This is a genomic window from Paracoccus pantotrophus (genome assembly GCF_008824185.1).
Classification (GTDB): Bacteria; Pseudomonadota; Alphaproteobacteria; order Rhodobacterales; family Rhodobacteraceae; genus Paracoccus; species Paracoccus pantotrophus.
Genome location: NZ_CP044426.1, coordinates 1,504,454 through 1,525,557 on the forward strand (window position 1 = coordinate 1,504,454; position 21,104 = coordinate 1,525,557).

The 21,104-nt window shown below is 65.2% G+C and carries 32 protein-coding genes; all 32 read right to left on the reverse strand.

Going from position 1 to position 21,104, the window contains the following annotated elements:
- Positions 1-1,254: an amino acid ABC transporter permease gene (locus ESD82_RS17900; protein ID WP_024844082.1), complete on the reverse strand. Its 1,254-nt coding sequence runs from the start codon at positions 1,252-1,254 to the stop codon at positions 1-3.
- A 113-nt stretch (positions 1,255-1,367) separates the two neighbouring features.
- The gene (locus ESD82_RS17905) at positions 1,368-2,393 is read right to left on the reverse strand and encodes an amino acid ABC transporter substrate-binding protein (RefSeq protein WP_024844081.1); all 1,026 of its coding nucleotides are present in this window, start codon (positions 2,391-2,393) and stop codon (positions 1,368-1,370) included.
- A 153-nt stretch (positions 2,394-2,546) separates the two neighbouring features.
- A complete protein-coding gene (locus ESD82_RS17910; protein ID WP_024844080.1) occupies positions 2,547-3,257 on the reverse strand; it encodes an ATP12 family chaperone protein in 711 nt (236 codons plus the stop codon).
- Entirely contained in the window at positions 3,250-3,912 is a 663-nt protein-coding gene (locus ESD82_RS17915; RefSeq protein ID WP_024844079.1) for an HAD-IA family hydrolase, read from the reverse strand. The genes ESD82_RS17910 and ESD82_RS17915 overlap by 8 nt, the downstream gene beginning before the upstream one ends.
- 6 nt (positions 3,913-3,918) lie before the next feature.
- Positions 3,919-4,965: an RluA family pseudouridine synthase gene (locus ESD82_RS17920; RefSeq protein WP_147427693.1), complete on the reverse strand. Its 1,047-nt coding sequence runs from the start codon at positions 4,963-4,965 to the stop codon at positions 3,919-3,921.
- Positions 4,962-5,336 (reverse strand): fluoride efflux transporter CrcB, encoded by a 375-nt coding sequence (gene crcB, locus ESD82_RS17925; RefSeq protein WP_147427692.1) that lies wholly within the window; start codon positions 5,334-5,336, stop codon positions 4,962-4,964. The genes ESD82_RS17920 and crcB overlap by 4 nt, the downstream gene beginning before the upstream one ends.
- Positions 5,333-6,661, reverse strand: a complete 1,329-nt coding sequence (locus tag ESD82_RS17930; protein ID WP_147427691.1) for a replication-associated recombination protein A — start codon at positions 6,659-6,661, stop codon at positions 5,333-5,335. The genes crcB and ESD82_RS17930 overlap by 4 nt, the downstream gene beginning before the upstream one ends.
- 61 nt (positions 6,662-6,722) lie before the next feature.
- Positions 6,723-7,313 carry an acyl-homoserine-lactone synthase gene (locus ESD82_RS17935; RefSeq protein ID WP_024844075.1) on the reverse strand — a complete coding sequence of 197 codons (591 nt, stop codon included), beginning with the start codon at positions 7,311-7,313 and terminating at the stop codon, positions 6,723-6,725.
- 67 nt (positions 7,314-7,380) lie between these two features.
- Positions 7,381-7,992: an autoinducer binding domain-containing protein gene (locus ESD82_RS17940; protein ID WP_011747126.1), complete on the reverse strand. Its 612-nt coding sequence runs from the start codon at positions 7,990-7,992 to the stop codon at positions 7,381-7,383.
- Positions 7,993-8,340: 348 nt separating this feature from the next.
- Positions 8,341-8,763 (reverse strand): 50S ribosomal protein L17, encoded by a 423-nt coding sequence (rplQ, locus tag ESD82_RS17945; protein ID WP_024844074.1) that lies wholly within the window; start codon positions 8,761-8,763, stop codon positions 8,341-8,343.
- A gap of 107 nt (positions 8,764-8,870) precedes the next feature.
- The gene (locus ESD82_RS17950; RefSeq protein WP_024844073.1) at positions 8,871-9,887 is read right to left on the reverse strand and encodes a DNA-directed RNA polymerase subunit alpha; all 1,017 of its coding nucleotides are present in this window, start codon (positions 9,885-9,887) and stop codon (positions 8,871-8,873) included.
- 121 nt (positions 9,888-10,008) lie between these two features.
- A complete protein-coding gene (gene rpsK / locus ESD82_RS17955) occupies positions 10,009-10,398 on the reverse strand; it encodes a 30S ribosomal protein S11 (protein WP_011747123.1) in 390 nt (129 codons plus the stop codon).
- 12 nt (positions 10,399-10,410) lie between these two features.
- Complete coding sequence (gene rpsM / locus ESD82_RS17960) at positions 10,411-10,779, reverse strand: 30S ribosomal protein S13 (protein ID WP_024844072.1); 369 nt, start codon at positions 10,777-10,779, stop codon at positions 10,411-10,413.
- Positions 10,780-10,942: 163 nt separating this feature from the next.
- Positions 10,943-11,599: an adenylate kinase gene (locus ESD82_RS17965; RefSeq protein ID WP_024844071.1), complete on the reverse strand. Its 657-nt coding sequence runs from the start codon at positions 11,597-11,599 to the stop codon at positions 10,943-10,945.
- 40 nt (positions 11,600-11,639) lie between these two features.
- Positions 11,640-13,013: a preprotein translocase subunit SecY gene (secY, locus tag ESD82_RS17970; protein WP_024844070.1), complete on the reverse strand. Its 1,374-nt coding sequence runs from the start codon at positions 13,011-13,013 to the stop codon at positions 11,640-11,642.
- A 104-nt stretch (positions 13,014-13,117) separates the two neighbouring features.
- Complete coding sequence (gene rplO, locus ESD82_RS17975; RefSeq protein WP_024844069.1) at positions 13,118-13,615, reverse strand: 50S ribosomal protein L15; 498 nt, start codon at positions 13,613-13,615, stop codon at positions 13,118-13,120.
- Between the two features lie 299 nt (positions 13,616-13,914).
- Positions 13,915-14,652 (reverse strand): hypothetical protein, encoded by a 738-nt coding sequence (locus tag ESD82_RS17980; RefSeq protein WP_244314547.1) that lies wholly within the window; start codon positions 14,650-14,652, stop codon positions 13,915-13,917.
- A 131-nt stretch (positions 14,653-14,783) separates the two neighbouring features.
- Positions 14,784-14,972: a 50S ribosomal protein L30 gene (gene rpmD / locus ESD82_RS17985; RefSeq protein WP_024844067.1), complete on the reverse strand. Its 189-nt coding sequence runs from the start codon at positions 14,970-14,972 to the stop codon at positions 14,784-14,786.
- Positions 14,973-14,984: 12 nt separating this feature from the next.
- On the reverse strand, positions 14,985-15,551 hold the full coding sequence (rpsE, locus tag ESD82_RS17990) for a 30S ribosomal protein S5 (RefSeq protein ID WP_024844066.1): 567 nt from the start codon (positions 15,549-15,551) through the stop codon (positions 14,985-14,987).
- Between the two features lie 117 nt (positions 15,552-15,668).
- A complete protein-coding gene (gene rplR / locus ESD82_RS17995; RefSeq protein WP_036747354.1) occupies positions 15,669-16,028 on the reverse strand; it encodes a 50S ribosomal protein L18 in 360 nt (119 codons plus the stop codon).
- A gap of 11 nt (positions 16,029-16,039) precedes the next feature.
- Entirely contained in the window at positions 16,040-16,573 is a 534-nt protein-coding gene (gene rplF, locus ESD82_RS18000) for a 50S ribosomal protein L6 (RefSeq protein WP_024844064.1), read from the reverse strand.
- Positions 16,574-16,584: 11 nt separating this feature from the next.
- Complete coding sequence (gene rpsH / locus ESD82_RS18005) at positions 16,585-16,983, reverse strand: 30S ribosomal protein S8 (protein ID WP_024844063.1); 399 nt, start codon at positions 16,981-16,983, stop codon at positions 16,585-16,587.
- A 9-nt stretch (positions 16,984-16,992) separates the two neighbouring features.
- Positions 16,993-17,298 carry a 30S ribosomal protein S14 gene (gene rpsN / locus ESD82_RS18010; protein ID WP_024844062.1) on the reverse strand — a complete coding sequence of 102 codons (306 nt, stop codon included), beginning with the start codon at positions 17,296-17,298 and terminating at the stop codon, positions 16,993-16,995.
- A gap of 18 nt (positions 17,299-17,316) precedes the next feature.
- Positions 17,317-17,877, reverse strand: a complete 561-nt coding sequence (gene rplE, locus ESD82_RS18015; protein ID WP_036747353.1) for a 50S ribosomal protein L5 — start codon at positions 17,875-17,877, stop codon at positions 17,317-17,319.
- Positions 17,877-18,182: a 50S ribosomal protein L24 gene (rplX, locus tag ESD82_RS18020; protein ID WP_024844060.1), complete on the reverse strand. Its 306-nt coding sequence runs from the start codon at positions 18,180-18,182 to the stop codon at positions 17,877-17,879. The genes rplE and rplX overlap by 1 nt, the downstream gene beginning before the upstream one ends.
- Entirely contained in the window at positions 18,182-18,550 is a 369-nt protein-coding gene (gene rplN / locus ESD82_RS18025) for a 50S ribosomal protein L14 (protein ID WP_010400243.1), read from the reverse strand. The genes rplX and rplN overlap by 1 nt, the downstream gene beginning before the upstream one ends.
- A 63-nt stretch (positions 18,551-18,613) precedes the next feature.
- Entirely contained in the window at positions 18,614-18,862 is a 249-nt protein-coding gene (gene rpsQ, locus ESD82_RS18030) for a 30S ribosomal protein S17 (protein ID WP_024844059.1), read from the reverse strand.
- Positions 18,863-18,874: 12 nt separating this feature from the next.
- Complete coding sequence (gene rpmC, locus ESD82_RS18035; RefSeq protein WP_024844058.1) at positions 18,875-19,081, reverse strand: 50S ribosomal protein L29; 207 nt, start codon at positions 19,079-19,081, stop codon at positions 18,875-18,877.
- Positions 19,082-19,273: 192 nt separating this feature from the next.
- Entirely contained in the window at positions 19,274-19,687 is a 414-nt protein-coding gene (rplP, locus tag ESD82_RS18040) for a 50S ribosomal protein L16 (protein ID WP_024844057.1), read from the reverse strand.
- A 12-nt stretch (positions 19,688-19,699) separates the two neighbouring features.
- Positions 19,700-20,422: a 30S ribosomal protein S3 gene (gene rpsC / locus ESD82_RS18045; RefSeq protein ID WP_024844056.1), complete on the reverse strand. Its 723-nt coding sequence runs from the start codon at positions 20,420-20,422 to the stop codon at positions 19,700-19,702.
- Positions 20,422-20,817, reverse strand: a complete 396-nt coding sequence (gene rplV / locus ESD82_RS18050) for a 50S ribosomal protein L22 (RefSeq protein ID WP_024844055.1) — start codon at positions 20,815-20,817, stop codon at positions 20,422-20,424. Before rplV ends, rpsC begins: the two co-directional genes overlap by 1 nt.
- Positions 20,818-20,822: 5 nt before the next feature.
- Positions 20,823-21,101 (reverse strand): 30S ribosomal protein S19, encoded by a 279-nt coding sequence (gene rpsS, locus ESD82_RS18055; RefSeq protein WP_010400236.1) that lies wholly within the window; start codon positions 21,099-21,101, stop codon positions 20,823-20,825.
- Positions 21,102-21,104 lie beyond the last annotated feature (3 nt).

Consider the following 21,104-nt stretch of genomic DNA (forward strand, 5'->3'; position numbering starts at 1 on the left):
TCACCGCTCCTTCAGCTTGACGCGGGCGTTGAAGACATTCATCCCGGCCGAGATGATCAGGCTGAGCGCCAGATAGATGCCCATCATCAGCACCATGCATTCCATCTCGCGCCCGGTCTGGTTCAGCGTGGTGCCGCCCAGCGTGCCGCGCAGGTCCATGTAGCCGACCGCGATGGCCAGCGAGCTGTTCTTGGTCAGGTTCAGGTATTGCGAGATCAGCGGCGGCACGATCACCCGCAGCGCCTGCGGCAGCACCACCAGCGACATGGTGCGGCGCGGCCGCAGGCCCAGGGCAAAGGCCGCCTCGGTCTGGCCGCGGCTGACGGCCAGGATGCCGGCGCGCACGATCTCGGCGATGAAGGCGCCGGTATAAAGCGTCAGCGCCAGCCACAGCACCACGAAGGCGTTGTCGAGGTTGATGCCATCGGCGAAGTTGAAGCCGCGCAGCACCGGCGGGATCAGGTGCAGGCCGAAATACCAGGTCAGAAACAGCACCGGCACGGCGAACATCGCCAGGCTGATCCACCAGGTCCGCGGCCGCTTGCCGGTCTGGTCCTGCACCCGTTGCGCCCAGCGCCGCAGCAGCCGCCAGCTGGTCCAGGCCGCGGCGATGACCACGACATAGGCGATCAGCGCCCAGCTGATCCCCTCGCGCCCCAGCGAGATGGTGCCGGGCGGGTTGGTCATGCCGATCGAGGGGATGGCGGTATAGCGGTTGGTCGGCGCGATCATGTCGAACAGGATCATCTCCGCGGCCGGGTTCTCGCCCCGATAGGCATTGGGCGGCGGCATGACCTCGGTGAAGATCGCAAGGCAGACCAGGATCCACAGCAACAGGGGAATGTTGCGGAAGATCTCGACATAGACCGTCATCAGCCGCGCGATCAGCCAGTTCGAGGACAGCCGCAGCACGCCCACGATCACCCCCAGGATCGTCGCCGCGATACAGCCCATGATCGAGACCAGCAGCGTGTTCAGCAGCCCGATCACCGTGGCGCGCAGATGGGTGTCGTCGGAATTGTACGGGATCAGCTGCTGCGGAATGTCGTATCCGGCGCGCCGGAACAGGAAATCGAAGCTGAGCGTCTTGCCCATGGCGGACAGGTTGCGCAGCGTGTTGTCGATCAGCCAACTCGCCGCCAGCATCACCAGGATGAAGACGATGGCTTGCAGGGTCAGCGAGCGATAGCGCCGATCATAGATCAGCATCGACAACCGGAACGGCGGATTGTCCGCCCCCGTATAGGTGACCATGTATTAACCCCCTGTATCCGGCTTGAATGACGGGCCTTCGGCCTCTGGCTTGCCGGCTTTCGTTCGGGGGCGCGCGGGGGCATGCACCCCCGCGCGCCCTTGTTCAGATGCGATTACCGGAAGGGCATCGCATACATCAGGCCGCCCTGGGTCCATTGCGCGTTCAGCCCGCGCGCCAGCCCGATGGGGGTCTGCTCGCCGATGGTGGCGGCAAAGATCTCGCCATAGTTGCCGCCGGCCTTGATGGCGCGCTTGGCCCATTCGGCGTCCAGCCCGATCATCTTGCCCAGCTCGTCGGTGGTTCCCAGCAGGCGCTGGACCTCGGGGTTGTTCGAGCTTTTCGCCAGTTCGTCGATATTGGCCGAGGTGACGCCGTATTCCTCGGCCGCGATCAGCGCGTAGAGCGTCCAGCGCGTGATGTCGCCCCAGTTGTTATCGCCATGGCGCACCGCCGGGCCCAGCGGCTCCTTCGAGATGATCTCGGGCAGGATGATGTGGTTTTCCGGGTCGGCGAAGCTGGCGCGGGTCGCGGCCAGGCCCGAGGCGTCGGTCGTATAGGCATCGCAGGCGCCGGCCATGTATTGCTGTTCGCCCTCGGCATTGCTGTCGATGTTGACCGGCTGGTAATCCATGTTGTTGGCCTTGAAGTAATCGGCCAGGTTCAGTTCGGTCGTGGTGCCGGTCTGGATGCAGATCGTGGCGCCGTTCAGCTCCTTGGCCGAGCTGACGCCCAGATCCTTGCGGACCATGAAGCCTTGGCCATCGTAATAGTTCACGCCGATGAAATCCAGCTTGAGGTCGGTATCGCGCTGGAAGGTCCAGGTGGAGTTGCGGGCCAGCAGGTCCACCTCGCCCGAGGAAAGCGCCGTGAAGCGGGTCTGGCCGGTGGTCGGCACGTATTTCACCTTGGTCGCGTCGCCCAGCACCGCCGCAGCCACGGCCTTGCAGAAGGCAACGTCGAAGCCCGACCAGTTGCCGCTCGCGTCAGGGGCGGCAAAGCCGATCAGGCCGGTGTTCACCCCACAGTTCAGCACGCCGCGGGCCTTGACCTCCTTCAGCGTGTCACCCTCTGCGGCCAAAGCACCCGAGGCCGCCAGCGCGACCGCCGTCACAGAGCCGAAGAATACAGATTTCTTCATTGATTTCCCCACTGTTGTTCCGGGTCTCGCCCAAGGATGCACCATCTGAAGGGCCGTTGGCGAGCCCGTTTGAGCAAGGGGCATTCGTCACCCCCATAAGCGGCATTGTGCCGATGGCGGCGGGTGCGTCAAGAAAGAACCAAAACGCGCCCCTCAGCCGCGGCTGAGCAGCCAGAACCGCTCAGAATCGCGCATGGCGGCCAGTCGGCCTGCCGCCGCCTCGTCGGCTTCGGCATCGCGACCCCAGCGTTGTGCCTGAAATTCCTCGTCAATCCTGGACAGGGCATGGGCGGTCTCGGCGTCAATCCGGCCGCGGATCACCGCCAGCCCCAGGATCAGCGAGCCGGGCAGAGTCACCAGATCGTGCAGGGCCGTCAGGCCAAAGGGATCCAGGGCCGCGACCTCTGCGCGCAATTTCAGCAGCGCGACCGGATCCTGCGGCACCGGGATCACGCCATGGGTGATGCGCAGCGGCGCCCGCAATTCGGTCGCCGCCCAGTCGATCAGCGGATCCCACCCCTCGGCCTGGGCGCGCACCAGCGCCTCGGGCGCATCGGCGCGATAGGACAGCAGGTCGGTGCCGCCATAATCGCCCAGCATCGCCGCCACCGCGTCGAATTGCGGCACGACCTTTTCGATGGCGGAATTGGCCGCGCGGGTCAGCGGCATGGCATTGGGGTCGATCACCTCCTGCACCGCCTGCCATTCCTGGGCCACGGCCAGGGCCAGCGCCTCGGTCGGCAGGCGCAGCGGCTGCTTGCCGGGCGTGCGCAGCGGGCGCTCGTCCAGAAGGACGCTCCAGCCGTCCGCTTCGTCGTGGATCGCGACGGATGCCCAGAAACGGCGCGCCTTCCATTCACTCATCGGCCCACTCCAGCAGCGCGCGGGTCAGCGCGGGATAGTCGGGCGCGACCAGATGCGCGCCGGCCGCATGCAATTCCTCAACCGGGCAGAAGCCCCAGCCGACGCCAAAGCCGGCGACGCCGGCCGCCCGCGCCATTTCCATGTCGAAGGTGGAATCGCCCACCATCACCGCCCGCCCGGCGCCCACGCCGGTTTCCGACAGCGCGCTTTCCAGCATGGCCGGATGCGGCTTGGAGGGATGCCCATCCGCCGATTGCCGGGTGATGAAGCGCCGGGTCAGCCCATGCGCATCCAGGATCGCCGCCAGCCCCCGCGCCGGCTTGCCGGTGGCGATGCCCAACAGCAGCTCGTCCCGCGCGGCCAGCGCGTCCAGGCAGTCCAGCGCGCCCGGATAAAGCGGCGGCAGCGCCCCCGCCGCGCGCGAGGCGATGAAGGATTCGCGATAGCCGGCGACGACCCGCCCGTGCAACTCGGGGCCGGCACCGGGCAAGAGCCGCGCCACCGCGACCGGCAGCGACAGGCCGACGATGGAAAGAATGCGGGCCGGCTCCATCTCGGGCAGGCCGGCACCCTGCATGGCGCGGTTCATCGCCTGGGTGATCTCGAGCTGGCTGTCGACCAGCGTGCCGTCGATGTCGAAGATGACCAGTCTCATGGCGTCCTATGCTGTCTCGGCAAAGGGGTCTTCGGGCACGTCGTTTTCCGACCAGCCCAGCGTCTTCCAGGTGCGGCTCATGTGATCGGGCAAGGGCGCGGTCACGGTGATCAGCTTCTTGGTGATCGGATGCTCGAAGCGGATCATGCGCGCATGCAGGTGCAGCTTGCGGCTGATCTCTCCGCCCAGCTGGGCGCCCCAGCCGTCGCCCAGGTTCTCTTGCCCCGAGCCGCCGTATTTGCCGTCGCCGACGATGGGATGGCCGATCTCGGCCATATGGGCGCGCAGCTGGTGGGTACGGCCGGTGACGGGCACCATGGCCACCCAGCTGACCCGGCCGCCCAGGGCATCCAGCACGGCATAATCGGTATGGGCGCGCTTGGCGCCCTCGGTCGTGGCAATGGCCGAGGGATGCAGGGCCATCATCTTTTCGCCCTCGCCGCCCCGGCCGCGGCCCGGCGCCTTGACGAGGCCGTATTTGATCGAGCCCATGCGCGGATGCGGCACGCCCGCCACGGCGGCCCAGTAGATCTTGCGGGTCAGCCGGTGCCGGAACGCCTCGGAAAGCGCGCGGGCGATGCGGTCGGTGCGCGCCAGCAGCAGCACCCCCGAGGTGTCCTTGTCCAGCCGATGCACCAGCTTCGGCCGGTCCTTGTAGCCGAACATCAGCGCCGCGGTCAGCCCGTCCACATGCCGGTCGCCCTGCCCCGAGCCGCCCTGCGAGGGCAGGCCCGGCGGCTTGTTCAGGGCGATGATATGCTCGTCGCGCCACAGGACGCAGGACTGGATCATCTCGGCATCGGACTGCTTGACGCGGGGCTTCGCCGCCGGCGCCGGGGCGTCGCCCTCGGGCAGCGGCGGCACGCGAATCTCCTGCCCGGCCTCGATACGGGTATTGGCCCTGACCCGGCCGCCGTCGACGCGCAGCTGGCCGGTGCGGCACCATTTCTCGACCGCGCTCTGGGTCAGCTGCGGAAACCGCTTCTTGAGCCAGCGGTCGATGCGCTGCTCGGCCTCGTCCGCGCCGACGCGGATGGTCTGCACGCCGCTCATGCGAAGATCCCCCGGCCGATGGCCAGACCCGCGACCACCGCCGCCAGCGACAGCAGGACCGAGCCCAGCACATAGCCGAGCGCGGCGGCGGCAGCGCCGCGTTCCCACAGCGTCAGACTGTCCAGCGCGAAGGCGGAAAAAGTGGTGAAGCCGCCCAGCACCCCGGTCAGCAGAAAGGGCGCCAGGTGCTGGCCGCCCCGATGCGCCAGCGCCGCCGCCAAGAGCCCCATCGCCAGGCAGCCGGCGACGTTCACGGCCAGCGTGCCCAAGGGAAAGCCGGGGCTCAGCCGCCCGGCCAGGATATTGATCCCGTAGCGCGTCGCGGAACCCATCGCCCCACCCAGCGCGACCTGAAGGAAAGTGTGTTTCATGCTTTGTCCTCTGCCCGCCGCTTCTGACGCAGCCCGGCGAACCATTCAACGCGCTTTTTCAACTCGCGCTCGAATCCGCGCTCGACGGGCAGGTAGAAGACCGGGCGCTTCATGCCGTCGGGGAAATAGTTCTGGCCCGAAAAGGCGTCCTCGGCATCGTGGTCATAGCGATAGCCGGCGCCATAGCCCTGATCCGACATCAGCCCGGTCGGCGCATTCAGGATATGCTTGGGCGGCATCTGGCTGCCCGAACGCCGCGCCAGGTCGCGCGACGCCTTGTAGGCGGCATAGCCGGCATTCGACTTGGGCGCCAGCGCCAGGTAGATCGTGGCCTGCGCCAAGGCCAGCTCGCCCTCGGGGCTGCCCAGGCGTTCGTAAAGCGCCCAGGCGTCCAGGCAATGGCGCTGCGCCGCCGGATCGGCCAGGCCGATATCCTCGATCGCCATGCGGGTCAGGCGGCGGGCCAGGTAGCGGGGGTCTTCGCCCCCCTCCAGCATCCGCGACAGCCAGTAAAGCGCCGCGTCCGGGTCGCTGCCGCGCACCGATTTGTGCAGGGCCGAAATCAGGTTGTAATGCTCGTCGCCGGACTTGTCGTATTTCGCCGCCCGCCGCATCAGCCGCTGCGCCAACTGGTCGGGGTCGAGCTTGCCCCTGACCTTCCAGGCCATCACCTGCTCGATCAGGTTCAGGCAAGCGCGGCCGTCGCCATCGGCCATTTCCAGCAGCCGGTCGCGGGCCTCGGCGGTCAGCGGCAGGGCGCGGTCCAGTTCCTGCTCGGCGCGCTGCGCCAGGCGTTCCAGATCCGCCAGGCCCAGCCGCTCCAGCACGATGACCTGGGCACGGGACAGAAGCGCGGCGTTCAGCTCGAAACTGGGGTTCTCGGTGGTGGCACCGACCAGGGTGATGGTGCCGTCCTCCATATGCGGCAGGAAACTGTCCTGCTGCGCCTTGTTGAAGCGGTGGATTTCGTCGACGAACAGCAGCGTGCCGCGGCCCTGGCTCCGGCGCAGGCGCGCGGCGTCGAACACCTTGCGCAGTTCCGGCACGCCGGAAAAGATCGCCGATATCTGTACGAAGGCCAGGTCCGTTTCCTGCGCCAGAAGCCGGGCGATGGTGGTCTTGCCAACCCCCGGCGGACCCCAGAGGATCAGCGAGGACAGGCTGCCGGCGCCCAGCATGGCGCCCAGCGGACCGTCGGGGCCAAGCACCTTGTCCTGGCCGATGACATCGGACAGCCGGGCCGGACGGATCCGGTCGGCCAGGGGACGCGCCACCGGGCGCGCAGCTTCGCCCGAGGTGGGCGCGGTATCGAATAGGTCTGCCATGCGGGCAACATGTTACGCCGCCCGCATCACGCGCGAAAGGCCCTCCACCCAACGCACCGCATCAGTGCATCTTGGCCGCCAGGTTGATCGAGACGCATTGGAAATAGCCGTCGTCGATCCAGACCACCGGGCCCATGGCCTGCGCGTCCAGCCCGCAGGGCACCAGCCAGCGCGGCCAAGTCGAGGCGACCAGGCACACCAGTCGCGAGGCGCCCAGTTCGCGGGCCGAATTGGTCATCTCGGCGACCAGGTTGAAATGCACCCGGCGGCGTTCGCGCTGCGGGATGGTGTGGTCGACGAACAGGCGGCTGGCTTCCCAGGTTCCGGCCTCGACCGGTGCCGGCTCGTCCAGCAGGTTCTGCGGGATCGAGCCGCCCAGCAGGTTCAGCTGGGCATCACGGATCATGTAGGAATACATGCCGCAGCGCGCCGTGGTGGGCGTCAGCCGCACGCCGGCCAGAACCCGGCCGTTTTCATGGATCGCCACCCAGCGGCTCATGGGCGTGTCGTATTGGTCGAACTCCATGTCGTCGGTCTGGGGCAGGTTCCAGCGCTTCTGGACGATGAAGCTTTGCTTGCGGGCGCGGAAGATGTTCGCGAACAGCTCGCCGTGGTTGTGGAGGTTGGCGAAGGAAAGTGTGGTGGTCTGCATGGTCTTCTCCTGGGGTTCGTGGTGGTGGTGGCCCCCAAGTGTAAACCGCAACGGCGGACGAACCGTATTACAGCAAGCGGTAATCCTTGGCCCGTTGCAGCGCCTCGGCCGTCGTGCGCGCCATGAGTCGTTCGCGTGCCGAGATGAGACGTGCCTTGAATGCGCTTTCCGTTATACCAAGCTTGGCAGCCGCCGCTGCATGACGATCCCCCTCTGCGATACACCGAAGGGCCTCTTGCTGAGCCTTCGTCAGGCTCTCCGGCGGCTCCGTGATCTCGTGAAGCCGTCGTAGCGTTGCCGAGATCACGTCGATCTCGTCATCCGTGAATTCCCGCTTGTCATGGGCGAATGCCGCGATGGTGCGCGACTTGATCGGCCCATGCGCCACGACCAGACCGTAATGCAGCCCGTGATCGGCCGCGTCCTGGAGGATCGAAAACGGGTCAGGAATGGGCAGCACGCTCCAGCGGCAGGCGCCGGTGGTCGAGAAGCCCCAGGCAATCGTGGGGTCGCGCAGGGCATAGGCGCGTTCGGAATAGCGCTGGGCCCATTCCTTGTTATAGGTCTGGAACTGCATCAGTGGTGCAGCGAAACGAATGTGCAGCCCGATGAAATAGCCCGCCGGAGCAAGCTTTTTCAGCTTGGCGAGTGCTGCATTGATTTCCGCGCGAGACGACATGACTTTTTGGACAGATTGCGTTTTCTTCGGGTTACAACGAAAAATGGCACGGTTCTCAGTGTATTCAAGCAATACCGTGCTTGCGGGCGACGTTTTTCGGAATGCCGTAGGGTCAGCCCGTCGGCACGACAAGGCATAACCGGCTTTTGCCTCCGGGCGCAAGCCGTCCCGCCTCTTGCAATTCCCGTGCGTTTCCTGACGACCGGCACAACTATCGGACGAAAATAAGCGGATACGTTCCCGTTCTTCCCCCATGCCAAGGGCTGCGCACTGTTGCAAAAAGCCCGCAGCCATGACGATGGCTGCGGGCGTCAATGATCGCTTAACCCTAAGAAAGGGTTAAGTTTCTTACGATTCGTCGGCTGCCGATTCGGCTTCCAGGCGGGCACGGTCGGCGGCGCCCTTGGCGCTGGTGTCGCGCTCGACGAATTCGATGATCGCCATCGGGGCCATGTCGCCATAGCGGAAGCCGGCCTTCATGATGCGGACATAGCCGCCCTGCCGGTCCTTGTAGCGGGCACCGAGCACCTCGAACAGTTTCGCGACATGGCTGTCCTGCTTCAGCTGGGCAGCGGCCTGCCGGCGAGCGTGCAGATCGCCGCGCTTGGCCAGGGTGATCAGCTTCTCGACGATGGGACGCAGTTCCTTGGCCTTGGGCAGGGTGGTCTTGATCTGCTCATGCTCGATCAGCGAGCCGGCCATGTTGGCGAAAAGCGCCTTGCGGTGCTCGTGGGTGCGGTTCAGACGGCGATAGCCGCGGGCGTGACGCATGATGTTTCTCCTTCACGTCTTTTGCTTTGTCCGGCAGCCCATGCGTGCGGGCCGCTCTCCTTGGGGCGGAATGCCCGGTCTTGCGGGGGCGTCGCCGCCCCCGAAACTCAGAACTGGTCGTCGAAACGCTTGGCCAGATCCTCGATGTTTTCCGGCGGCCAGTCCACGACGTCCATGCCGAGATGCAGGCCCATGCCCGAGAGCACTTCCTTGATCTCGTTCAGCGACTTGCGGCCGAAGTTCGGCGTGCGCAGCATCTCGGCCTCGGTCTTCTGGATCAGGTCGCCGATATAGACGATGTTGTCGTTCTTGAGGCAGTTCGCCGAACGCACCGACAGTTCCAGCTCGTCCACCTTCTTCAGCAGGCGCGGGTCGAATTCCAGCCCGTCCTCGGCATCCGAGCGGGTGGCGGTTTCCGGCTCGTCGAAGTTGACGAAGACCGAAAGCTGGTCCTGGATGATGCGCGCGGCATAGGCCACGGCGTCTTCCGGGGTCAGCGAACCGTCGGTCTCGACCTTCATGGTCAGCTTGTCATAGTCCAGCACCTGCCCCTCGCGGGTGGGGGTGACCTCGTAGCTGACGCGCTTGACAGGCGAGAAGATGGCGTCGATCGGGATCAGGCCGATGGGCGCATCCTCGGGACGGTTCTTGTCGGCGGCGACATAGCCCTTGCCGTTGGCGACGGTCAGCTCCATGTGCAGTTCCGCCCCCTCGTCGAGATGGCAGATGACATGGTCGCGGTTCAGGATGGTGATGCCGGCGGATTCCTGGATGTCGCCGGCCTTGACCTCGCCCGGACCCTTGGCCGAAAGCGTCAGGCGCTTGGGCGCGTCGACGTCCATCTTCAGCGTGACGCCCTTGAGGTTCAGGACGATGTCGGTGACGTCCTCGCGCACGCCGGGGACGGATGAGAACTCATGCAGCACGTTGTCGATCTGCACCGAGGTGATGGCCGCGCCCTGCAGCGAGGACAGCAGAACCCGGCGCAGCGCATTGCCCAGCGTCAGGCCGAAGCCGCGCTCCAGCGGTTCCGCGACCACGGTGGCCACGCGGGACGAATCGGCGCCCGGCTTGATTTCAAGCTGCGTCGGCTTGATCAGTTCAGCCCAATTCTTGTGGATCATGCGTTTGCCTCCATACCAGTTTCCGACCCATGACCGGTGGCCGGAAACGCCCGAGGTGAAATGCGAAAAGCGCGCCCCGCACGGGACAATCCCGCGCGGAACGCGTCAAAATCTTGCCTGATCAGACCCGGCGGCGTTTCGGCGGGCGGCAGCCGTTATGCGCGATCGGGGTCACGTCACGGATGGCCGTGATGTTGAAGCCGACCGCAGCCAGCGCGCGCAGCGCCGATTCGCGACCCGAGCCGGGGCCCTGAACCTCGACCTCCAGCGTGCGGACGCCGTGTTCCTGCGCCTTCTTGCCAGCGTCTTCGGCGGCCATCTGCGCGGCATAGGGGGTCGATTTGCGCGAACCCTTGAAGCCCATGGTGCCGGCCGACGACCAGGAGATCGCATTGCCCTGCACGTCCGAGATCAGGATCTTGGTGTTGTTGAAGGACGAGTTCACATGCGCCACGCCGGTGGCGATGTTCTTGCGTTCCTTGCGCTTGATGCGGGTTTTATCGCGTGCCATGTCCGTTCCCCCTTACTTCTTCTTGCCGGCGATGGGCTTCGCCGGGCCCTTGCGGGTGCGGGCATTGGTGTGGGTGCGCTGACCGCGGACCGGCAGGCCGCGACGGTGGCGCAGGCCGCGATAGGAGCCCAGGTCCATCAGGCGCTTGATGTTCATCTGCGTCTCGCGGCGCAGGTCGCCCTCGACAGTATAGTTGGCGTCGATGTATTCGCGGATCTTCAGAACTTCGGCATCCGACAGTTCGTTGACGCGGCGCGTGGGCTCGATGCCGACGGCGGTGACGATCTCTTCGGCGAATTTCGAGCCGATCCCGTGGATATAGGTCAGTGCGATCGGGACGCGTTTCCCGGTCGGAATGTTGACGCCAGCAATACGAGCCACGCGTGTTTCCTTTTCCATGTTGCGGTTCCGTAGCACCGGAACCTTTTTTCACAACCAAAGACCCGAAAGCCATGCCTCCGGGCCTTGAAGCGACACCCAGGACATCCGGGTGATTCTCTTGCGAGATGCTGCGAATTAAGGGATTCGTCGCCCAAGGTCAAGCCTAGGACGGGATCCTGTCCAGCACCTTCGCGACCTGGGCGGCCACCTCGTCGATCTCGGCCAGGCCGTCGACCGGGTTCAGGTTACCCTTGACATAGTAATAGCCGATCAGGGGCGAGGTCTTCTTGTAATATTCCATCAGCCGGGTCTTGAGGCTTTCCTCGTTGTCGTCGGCGCGGCGGCGCAGGTCGGTCGAGCCGCAGACATCGCATTTGCCCGGCTCTTTCGTCGGCTTGGTCACGTCGTGATAGACCTCGCCGCAATTGCCGCAGGTGAAACGGCCCGAGATGCGCGCGACCAGCGCCGCATCGTCCACCCGCATCTCGATCACGGCGTCGATGCGCTGGTCCATCTCGGCCATCAACGCCTGCAGCGCGTCGGCCTGGGCCAGGGTGCGCGGGAAGCCGTCGAAGATGAAGCCCTTGCCGCCCCGCCCCAGCTTTTCGCGGATCAGGCCGATGACGATCTCGTCCGTCACCAGCTCGCCGCGGTCCATCACCTCGGCCACGCGCTTGCCCATCTCGGTGCCCGAGCTGCGGGCCTCGCGCAGCATGTCGCCGGTGGAGAGCTGGACGAGGCCGCGCTCCTCGATTAGCCGCCGGGCCTGGGTGCCTTTGCCTGCGCCGGGCGGGCCCAGCAGAATGATGTTGATCGCCATGTCGTCGTCCCTCTCCTACCCTTTTTGGTGGGTTTACCCCTTAACGGCGCGCCGGCGCCTTGCGCGGCTTGGCCGCCCCGGCCTTGCCCCGCTTGCCGCGCAGTTGCGATTTCTCGATCAAACCTTCGTATTGATGGGCGAGCAAGTGGCTTTGCACCTGGTTGATCGTGTCCATGACGACGCTGACCACGATCAGCACCGAAGTCCCGCCGAAATAGAACGGGATCGCCAGCTGGTCGCGGATGATCTCGGGCAAAAGGCAGACAAAGGCCAGATAGGCCGAGCCGATCACCAGCACCCGCGTCACCACATAGGTCAGGTAATCCTCGGTGCGCTTGCCGGGACGGATGCCGGGGATGAAGCCGCCCTGGTTCTTCAGATTCTCGGCCACGTCCTCGGTCTTGAAGCTGACGTTGAAGGTGTAGAAATAGGTGAAGAACACGATCATCGCCGCAAAGAACAGCAGGTAAAGCGGCTGGCCGGGACCGAAATAGGCCAGGATCGTGGACATGATCGGGCCGGTCTGGTTGCCCGAGAAGGTCGAGATCGTCACCGGCAGCAGCAGGAGCGAACTGGCGAAGATCGCCGGGATCACGCCGGCCGGGTTCACCTTGATCGGCAGGTGCGAGGATTGGCCGTCATAGACCTTCATCCCGACCTGGCGGCGCGGATACTGGATGTGGATCTTGCGCAGCGCGCGCTCCATGAACACCACGAAGGCGATGACCGCGGCGACCATGACGATCACTCCCAGGATCACCGGGGTCGAGATGGCGCCCGAGCGGCCCTGGGCCAGGAACTGCGCCAGGCTGCCGGGGATCTCGGCCACGATGCCGACGAAGATGATCAGCGAGATGCCGTTGCCAATGCCGCGGGCGGTGATCTGCTCGCCCAGCCACATCAGGAACATGGTGCCGCCGACCAGGGTGATGACCACCGAGGCGCGGAAGAACATCCCCGGCTCATGCGCCAGGTTGCCATGCTCCAGGCTGACGGCCAGGCCCCAGGCCTGGAACAGCGCCAGCGCCACCGTACCGTAGCGGGTGTATTGGTTGATCTTCTTGCGGCCCTGCTCGCCCTCTTTCTTGAGCTGCTCGAGGGCGGGGACCATCGAGGCCAGCAGCTGCACGATGATCGAGGCCGAGATATAGGGCATGATGCCGAGCGCAAAGACGCCCATGCGCCCCAGCGCGCCGCCGGTGAACATGGACAGGATGCCGCCGATGCCGGCCTGGGCCTGTTCCATGAAGTTGCGCAGCGCGGCGCCGTCGATGCCGGGCACCGGGATATAGGTGCCGAGACGATAGATGATGAGAAGTCCGAGCGTGAACCAGATCCTCTGGCGCAGCTCGGTCGCCTTGCCGAGCGCGCCCCAGGAAAGGTTCGCGGCCATCTGTTCTGCGGCTGACGCCATGCTTCGTGCCCCTTCGTGGCAGCGCCGCCGGATCGTTTCCCGATCCCGCGGCGCCTGGAAAACTTGACAGCTATCTATGGGGCGCGGGCGCGCCCTTCAACAGCTTATTCGGCCGCAGAAGTCTCGGTGGCTGCTTCTTTCGCCGGACGGGTGACGGTGATCTTGCCACCGGCCTTCTCGATGGCCTCGACGGCGGCTTTCGACGCGCCGGCGACGGTCAGGTCCAGCGCGGCCTTGATTTCGCCCTTGGCCAGCACGCGCACACCGTCCAGCTTGCGGCGGATGACACCGGCAGCGACCAGCGCATCCTCGGTCACGGCGGCTTTCGCGTCCAGCTTGCCCGCATCGACGAAGGCTTGCAGCTGGCCCAGGTTCACCACCGCGAATTCCAGGCGATTCGGCTTGCTGAAGCCGCGCTTGGGCAGGCGGCGATACAGCGGCATCTGGCCGCCTTCATAGCCGTTCAGCGCCACGCCCGAACGCGAGGTCTGGCCCTTGATGCCGCGGCCGGCAGTCTTGCCCTTGCCCGAGCCGGGGCCGCGCGCCACGCGCTTTTTCTTGCGGTTGGCGCCGGGATTGTCGTGCAGTTCATGCAGTTTCATGTCGCTTCTCCTGGCCGGAAACGCCCCATGAAGCGAAAGGGGGCGAACGCGGCTTTTCTTGCTTGTTGAGTCGGATGCCCTAGGGCACCGGCGGCTTCTAGCCCCTCGTCGGCGAAGGGTCAAGTTTTCCGCGCATCCGCGCTGGCGCCGGCCCCGCAGCACAAGCACCTGGACCGCTATCGCGGGCGCCGTGCGAAAGCCGTATCCAACCGGGAGCCATGCGGATCCGACGCCCCCGCCCGCATTGTCCGCAACGGCAGTCATGCGTCGGCGAGCCGCGCATCCCGGCCATCGCGGGATCAGAAGCCGACCCAGAATCCCAGCTTTACCGCCGCCTCTCCCTGCCCCGACAACGGCCCGATCGCGCCAAGCTCCAGCTTGACCGGCCCGAACAGCTCGCGCACCGCCGAAGCCGCCAGCCTGCTGGAAAAGCCGCTGTCCTGGCGATCCTCGAGGCGAAGCTGGCCGATCAGCATCAGCCGCTCGGTCGCATGCCAGCCCAGCGTCACCTCGGCCTTGACCGAGGTTTCGGGCGTAAGATAGGCCAGCCGCCCGGCACCGCTGGCGGCCAGCTGGGCGATCTCGGCCTCGTCCCTCAGCTTGCCGGCGACCTTGACCCGCGCCTCGACCGCCAGCCAGCCGCCGCCGGGAATCCGGTCGAGCAGCGGCACCGCGTCAAATCCCCTGCCCCAGCCCGCGCCGACCTGCCCGACCGGCATGTAGATCCCGTTGCGCTCGATCACGCCGCTGCCCAGCGAAAGCGCCCAGCGATCCGCCCCGCTGCCCCGGCCAAGCGGGCGTTGCAGCCAGATCATCGCGCTGGTCTCTCCCGCGCGGGAACGGCCCAGTTCGAATCCCAGCGTCCGCCGCCGCAATCCGTATTCGCCATAAAGCCCGGCATAGCCGTTGCCCCGGGCATCACGCTCGGCCGAGAGCGCCAGGAAGATCTCTTTCACCTGGCGCGGCCAGGGGCTTGCGAGCGCAGGATCGGCCAAGACCATGCAGGCCAAGATCAGGCAGCGAAACAGCGGCGGCACGGCGGGCTCATTCCTGCGAGGATTGCTTCGCCGGAGGCTAAGGGAAATCGGTTAGCAAAAGGTTAATGCGCCAAACAAAACGCCCCGGAGAAGCTCCGGGGCGTTTGCGATGCAATGTGGCGCGGGCGGGATCAGCCGCGCTCTTCCACGATGGTGACCAGATGCGGGATCTTGGCGACCATGCCGCGCACGGCCGGGGTATCCTCCAGCTCGCGGGTGCGGTTCATCTTGTTCAGGCCCAGGCCCTTCAGCGTTTCGCGCTGGATGGCCGGACGGCGGATCGGCGAGCCGATCTGCTTGACGACGATGGTTTTAGCCATATGCCTGTCTCCTTACGCTTCGACGGCGGCTTCGGCCGGCTTGTCGCTGGACGGCAGGATCTCGGCCACCTTCTTGCCGCGGCGCTGCGCGACATTGCGGGGCGAGGCTTCCTTCTTGAGACCGTCGATGGTGGCGCGAATCATGTTGTAGGGGTTCTGCGACCCCAGCGATTTCGCCACGACGTCCTGGACGCCCAGCATCTCGAACACGGCGCGCATCGGACCGCCGGCGATGATGCCGGTGCCCGGAACCGCGGTCCGCATCACCACCCGGCCGGCGCCGTGACGCCCTTCGATGTCATGATGCAGGGTGCGACCGTCGCGCAGCGGCACGCGAACCAGCGAACGCTTCGCCTGTTCGGTCGCCTTGCGGATCGCCTCGGGGACTTCCTTGGCCTTGCCCTTGCCGAAGCCGACGCGGCCACGCTGGTCGCCGACGACCACCAGGGCGGCGAAGCCGAAGCGCTTACCGCCCTTGACGGTTTTCGACACGCGGTTGATCGCGACCAGACGGTCGGCAAATTCTGGGGTTTCCTCGCGCTCTTCGCGGCGACCCCGACGGTTTTCACGTTCTGCCATAAGGCATTCCTTCTACGCTGGCGCGCGTCCCGCGCCGTTGAGGCCAATCCTGGTGGGCCGCCGACGGATCGGACGGCCCCCGGATCATCGGGGTGGCGCAGCCGCCACCCGCATTCGTCAGAACTTCAGGCCGCCTTCGCGGGCCGCATCGGCAAGCGCCTTGATCTTGCCGTGGAACAGGAAGCCGCCGCGGTCGAAGATCACCTCTTCGACACCGGCCTTCTTCGCGCGTTCCGCAATCGCGGCGCCGATCTTGGCCGCCGCTTCGACATTGTTCTTGCCGACCACGCCCAGATCCTTCTCGAGCGACGAGGCGGCGGCCAGGGTGACCCCCTTCACGTCGTCGATCACCTGGACGCTGATGTTCTTGGAAGAACGGTGAACGGACAGCCGCGGACGGCCGTCCGAGATCTTCCGCAACTTGTTCCGCACGCGCAGGCGGCGCTTCTGGAACAGCTCTCTTTTCGTCAGTGCCATTTTTGCGCCCCTTACTTCTTCTTGCCTTCCTTGCGGAAGACGACCTCACCCTTGTAGCGGATGCCCTTGCCCTTGTAGGGCTCGGGGCGACGCCACTCGCGGATGTTCGCGGCGACCTGGCCGACCAGCTGCTGGTCGATGCCTTCCACCACGATCTCGGTCTGTTTCGGAGCCGAGATGGTCACGCCTTCCGGCGTTTCGAAGTTCACGTCATGCGAATAGCCCAGCGAGAGCTTCAGCGTCTTGCCCTGCATCTGGGCGCGGTAGCCGACGCCCTGGATTTCCAGCTCTTTCTTGAAGCCTTCGCTGACGCCGACGGTCAGGTTCTCGACCATCGAGCGGGTCATGCCCCACTGCTGGCGGGCGCGCTTCGACTGGCCGCGGGGGGTCACCTTGACGGCGCCCTCCTCGACGGCCAGCGTCACGTCGTCGGTCGCGGTGAAGCTGCGGCTGCCTTTCGGGCCCTTGACCTCGATGGTCTGGCCCTTGATCTCTGCGGTCACGCCCTTGGGGAGGGCGACCGGCTTCTTACCAATCCGAGACATCTCTGCCCTCCTTAGAACACGGTGCAGAGGACTTCGCCGCCGACATTGGCGCTGCGAGCCGCTGCATCAGACATGACGCCCTTGGGCGTCGAGACGATGGAGACGCCCAGGCCGTTGCGGACCTGCGGCAATTCCTTGACCGAGGCGTAGACCCGGCGGCCGGGCTTGGACACCCGCGCCAGTTCCCGGATCACCGGGGTGCCTTCGTAGTATTTCAGGCTGATTTCCAGCTCGGTATGGCCCGAGGGGGTTTCAACCTTTTCATAGCCGCGGATGTAGCCTTCGGCTTTCAGCACATCCAGCACCCAGGCGCGCAGCTTGGAGGCGGGCGTGCGGACGGTCGATTTGCCGCGCATCTGCGCGTTGCGGATGCGGGTCAGCATATCGCCGAGAGGATCGTTCATCGACATATTGCCCCCTTACCAGCTGGATTTGACCATGCCGGGGATCTGGCCGAACGAGCCGAGCTCGCGCAGCATGATCCGCGACAGTTTCAGTTTACGGTAATACGCATGCGGACGGCCGGTCAGTTGGCACCGGTTGTGCAGACGCGTGGCCGAGGAGTTGCGCGGCAGTTCAGCCAGTTTCAGGCTGGCCTTGAAGCGCTCTTCCATCGGGCGGGACTGATCGTGGACGATCTCGTTCAGCGCGGCGCGCTTGGCGGCGTATTTCTGAACCAGACGCTCGCGCTTCTTCTCGCGCTCGACCATGGATTTCTTTGCCATATCTTCTTCCCTCCGCGATCAGCTGTTGAAAGGCATGTTGAATGCCTTGAGCAGCGACTTCGCTTCCGCGTCGGTCCGCGCGGTGGTGCAGATGATGATGTCCATCCCCAGAACTTCGTCGACCTTGTCGAAGTTGATTTCCGGGAACACGATATGCTCCTTCAGGCCCATGGCATAGTTGCCGCGGCCGTCGAAAGCCGTGCCCTTGACGCCGCGGAAGTCGCGGACGCGGGGCAGCGCGATGTTGATCAGGCGATCCAGGAATTCATACATCCGGTCGCCGCGCAGCGTGACCTTGCAGCCCAGCGGCATCTCTTCCCGGACGCGGAAGCCGGCGATCGACTTCTTGGCCTTGGTGATGACGGCCTTCTGACCAGCGATCAGCGACAGCTCTTCAGCGCCCTGCTTGACCTTCTTGGTGTCCTTGACGGCCTCGCCGATGCCCATGTTCAGGACGATCTTGTCCAGGCGCGGGATCTGCATGTCGTTCTTGTAGCCGAACTCTTCCTTGAGCGTGGCACGGATCTGGTCCTTGTAGAGCGACTTGAGGCGCGGGGTGTAATTGGCTTGGTCCAGCATCAGATCACGTCTCCCGTGGTCTTGGCGAAACGGACCTTCTTGCCGTCTTCCACGCGGAAGCCGACGCGGGTCGCTTTGCCGTTCTTGTCCAGCAGCGCCAGGTTCGACAGGTCGATCGGCATGGCCTTGGCCACGCGGCCGCCCTGGCTCGTCTGGGTCTGGCGCTGGTGACGGATCGCGATGTTGACGCCGTCAACGACCGCCTTGTTCTCTTTCGGGAACACCGCGGAGATCTCGCCCTGCTTGCCCTTGTCCTTGCCGGTCAGCACGACGACCTTGTCGCCCTTCTTGAGCTTCGCAGCCATCACAGCACCTCCGGCGCAAGCGAGATGATCTTCATGAAGTTCTTGGCCCGCAGCTCGCGCACGACCGGCCCGAAGATACGGGTGCCGACCGGTTCGCCCTGGTTGTTCAGGATGACGGCAGCATTGCGGTCGAAGCGGATCGAGGTGCCGTCCTCGCGCTTCACTTCTTTCGCGGTGCGTACGACGACGGCCTTGCGGACATCGCCCTTCTTCACGCGGCCGCGCGGAATGGCTTCCTTGACGGAGACGACGATGATGTCGCCCACCGACGCATAGCGACGGTGCGAACCACCCAGAACCTTGATGCACTGCACCCGGCGTGCGCCGGAGTTGTCAGCGACATCCAGATTGGTCTGCATCTGGATCATTTGGTTACTCCCGACCTTTGGGGACCGGCGGCACCGGCCCCAGGGTATCGATTAAACTGGCGCTCAGGCCGAAGCTTCGGTGGCTTCGGTCAGGACGGTCCAGCGCTTGGTCTTCGAGATCGGCGCGCATTCGACGATGCGAACGATGTCACCGACCTTGAACTGGTTCTGCGCGTCATGCGCGCGGTATTTCTTGGACGACCGCACGGTCTTGTGCAGCAGCGGATGCTTGAAGCGACGCTCGACCAGGACGGTCACGGTCTGTTCGTTCTTGTCGCTGACGACCTTGCCTTGCAGGATGCGTTTGGGCATGGACCGGGCTCCTTAGTTCGACGCCGCGGCTTGCGCCGCTTTCTGGTTCAGAATGGTTTTCACACGGGCGACGTCGCGGCGGACGGCGCGCATGCGGGCGGTCGATTCGAGCTGGCCGGTGGCCTGCTGGAAGCGCAGGTTGAACGCTTCCTTCTTCAGCGCGAGCAGCTGTTCCTTCAGCTGGTCAGGCGTCTTGTCTTTCAATTCCTGCGCTTTCATGCGCCTTTTCCTTTCAACATCACCGGCGAGCCCCTGCCATGCAGGGCCACCCTGATTCCGGTGGAGTTTCATGATGAAGGCCTGCCCATACAGGCTTGGCCGGATTTTGGCAACCCCGATTGTCCCGAGGAAGCCAGAAATGCAGCGCCCCGCCACTGTCGCGGCGGGGCGCAATCTGGAAGCGGCGGCGAATTACCAGTCTTCGCGCGCGACGATGCGGGTCAGCACCGGCAGCTTCTGCGCGCCCAGGCGCAGGGCTTCGCGGGCGATGGCGTCGTTCACGCCGTCGATCTCGAACATGATCCGGCCGGGATGGACGCGGGCAGCCCAGTAATCCACCGAGCCCTTGCCCTTACCCATCCGCACTTCGGTCGGTTTCGAGGAAACCGGCACGTCCGGGAAGATCCGGATCCAGACCCGGCCCTGACGCTTCATGTGGCGGGTGATCGCGCGGCGGGCCGCCTCGATCTGGCGCGCGGTGACGCGCTCGGGCTCGATGGCCTTCAGCGCATAGGAGCCGAAGTTCAGGTTGAACCCGCCCTTGGCCTCGCCGTGGATGCGGCCCTTGTGCTGTTTGCGGAACTTGGTCCGTTTCGGTTGCAGCATTGCTTCTTCTCCTTAGCGCGCGTCGCGGTCGCGATCACGGCGCGGGCCGCGGGGCGAGGGGCCGTCCTGCGCTTCGGTGGCGCGACGGTCGCGGGCCTGCGGATCATGCTCCATGATCTCGCCCTTGAAGATCCAGACCTTCACGCCGATGATCCCGTAGGGGGTCGAGGCTTCCGACAGCGCATAGTCGATATCGGCGCGCAGCGTGTGCAACGGCACCCGGCCTTCGCGGTACCATTCGGTCCGGGCGATCTCGGCGCCGCCCAGGCGGCCCGACACGTTCACCCGGATGCCCAGGGCGCCCATGCGCATGGCGTTCTGCACCGCGCGCTTCATGGCGCGGCGGAACGACACCCGGCGCTCGAGCTGCTGGGCGATCGATTCGGCCACCAGCTGGGCATCCAGCTCGGGCTTGCGGACCTCGACGATGTTGAGGTGCAGTTCCGAGGCGGTGTAGTTCGCCAGCTTCTTGCGCAGGGTCTCGATATCGGCGCCTTTCTTGCCGATGATGACACCCGGACGCGCGGCATAGATCGTCACGCGGCATTTCTTGTGCGGGCGCTCGATGATGACGCGGCTGACGCCGGCCTGCTTGGCTTCCTTGTGGATGAAGTCGCGGATCTTCAGGTCTTCCAGCAGCAGATTGCCGTAATCCTTGTCATCCGCATACCAGCGGCTGTCCCAGGTGCGGTTGACCTGGAGACGCATCCCGATGGGGTTTACCTTCTGACCCATTACGCGCGCTCCCCGGCTTCGATGGCCTCGACCTGACGGACCTTGATGGTGATTTCCGAAAACGGCTTCATGATCTTGCCGTAACGACCACGGGCGCGCGGACGGCCACGCTTCATGACCAGGTTCTTGCCGACCCAGGCCTCGGCGACGATCAGGTTATCGACGTCCAGGTTATGGTTGTTCTCGGCGTTGGCGATGGCCGATTGCAGGCATTTCTTGACATCGCCGGCGATACGCTTGGACGAGAAGGTCAGGTCGGCCAGGGCCTTGTCCACCTTCTTGCCGCGGATCATCGCCGCAACCAGGTTCAGCTTCTGCGGCGAGGTGCGAAGCATCTTGGTCTTCGCAAACGCCTCGTTCTCCGCCACGCGGCGCGGATTTTGTTCCTTACCCATGACGCTTACTTCCTTTTCGCTTTCTTGTCGGCGGCGTGACCGTAATAGGTCCGCGTCGGCGAGTATTCACCGAACTTCTGGCCGATCATCTCTTCGGTCACCGAGACCGGGATGTGCTTCTGGCCGTTGTAGACGCCAAAGGTCAGACCGACGAATTGCGGCAGAATGGTCGAACGACGCGACCAGATCTTGATGACGTCCGACTTGCCGGACTCGCGGGCTTTCTCGGCCTTGCGAAGCACATAAGCATCGACAAAGGGGCCCTTCCAAACAGAACGTGCCATGGA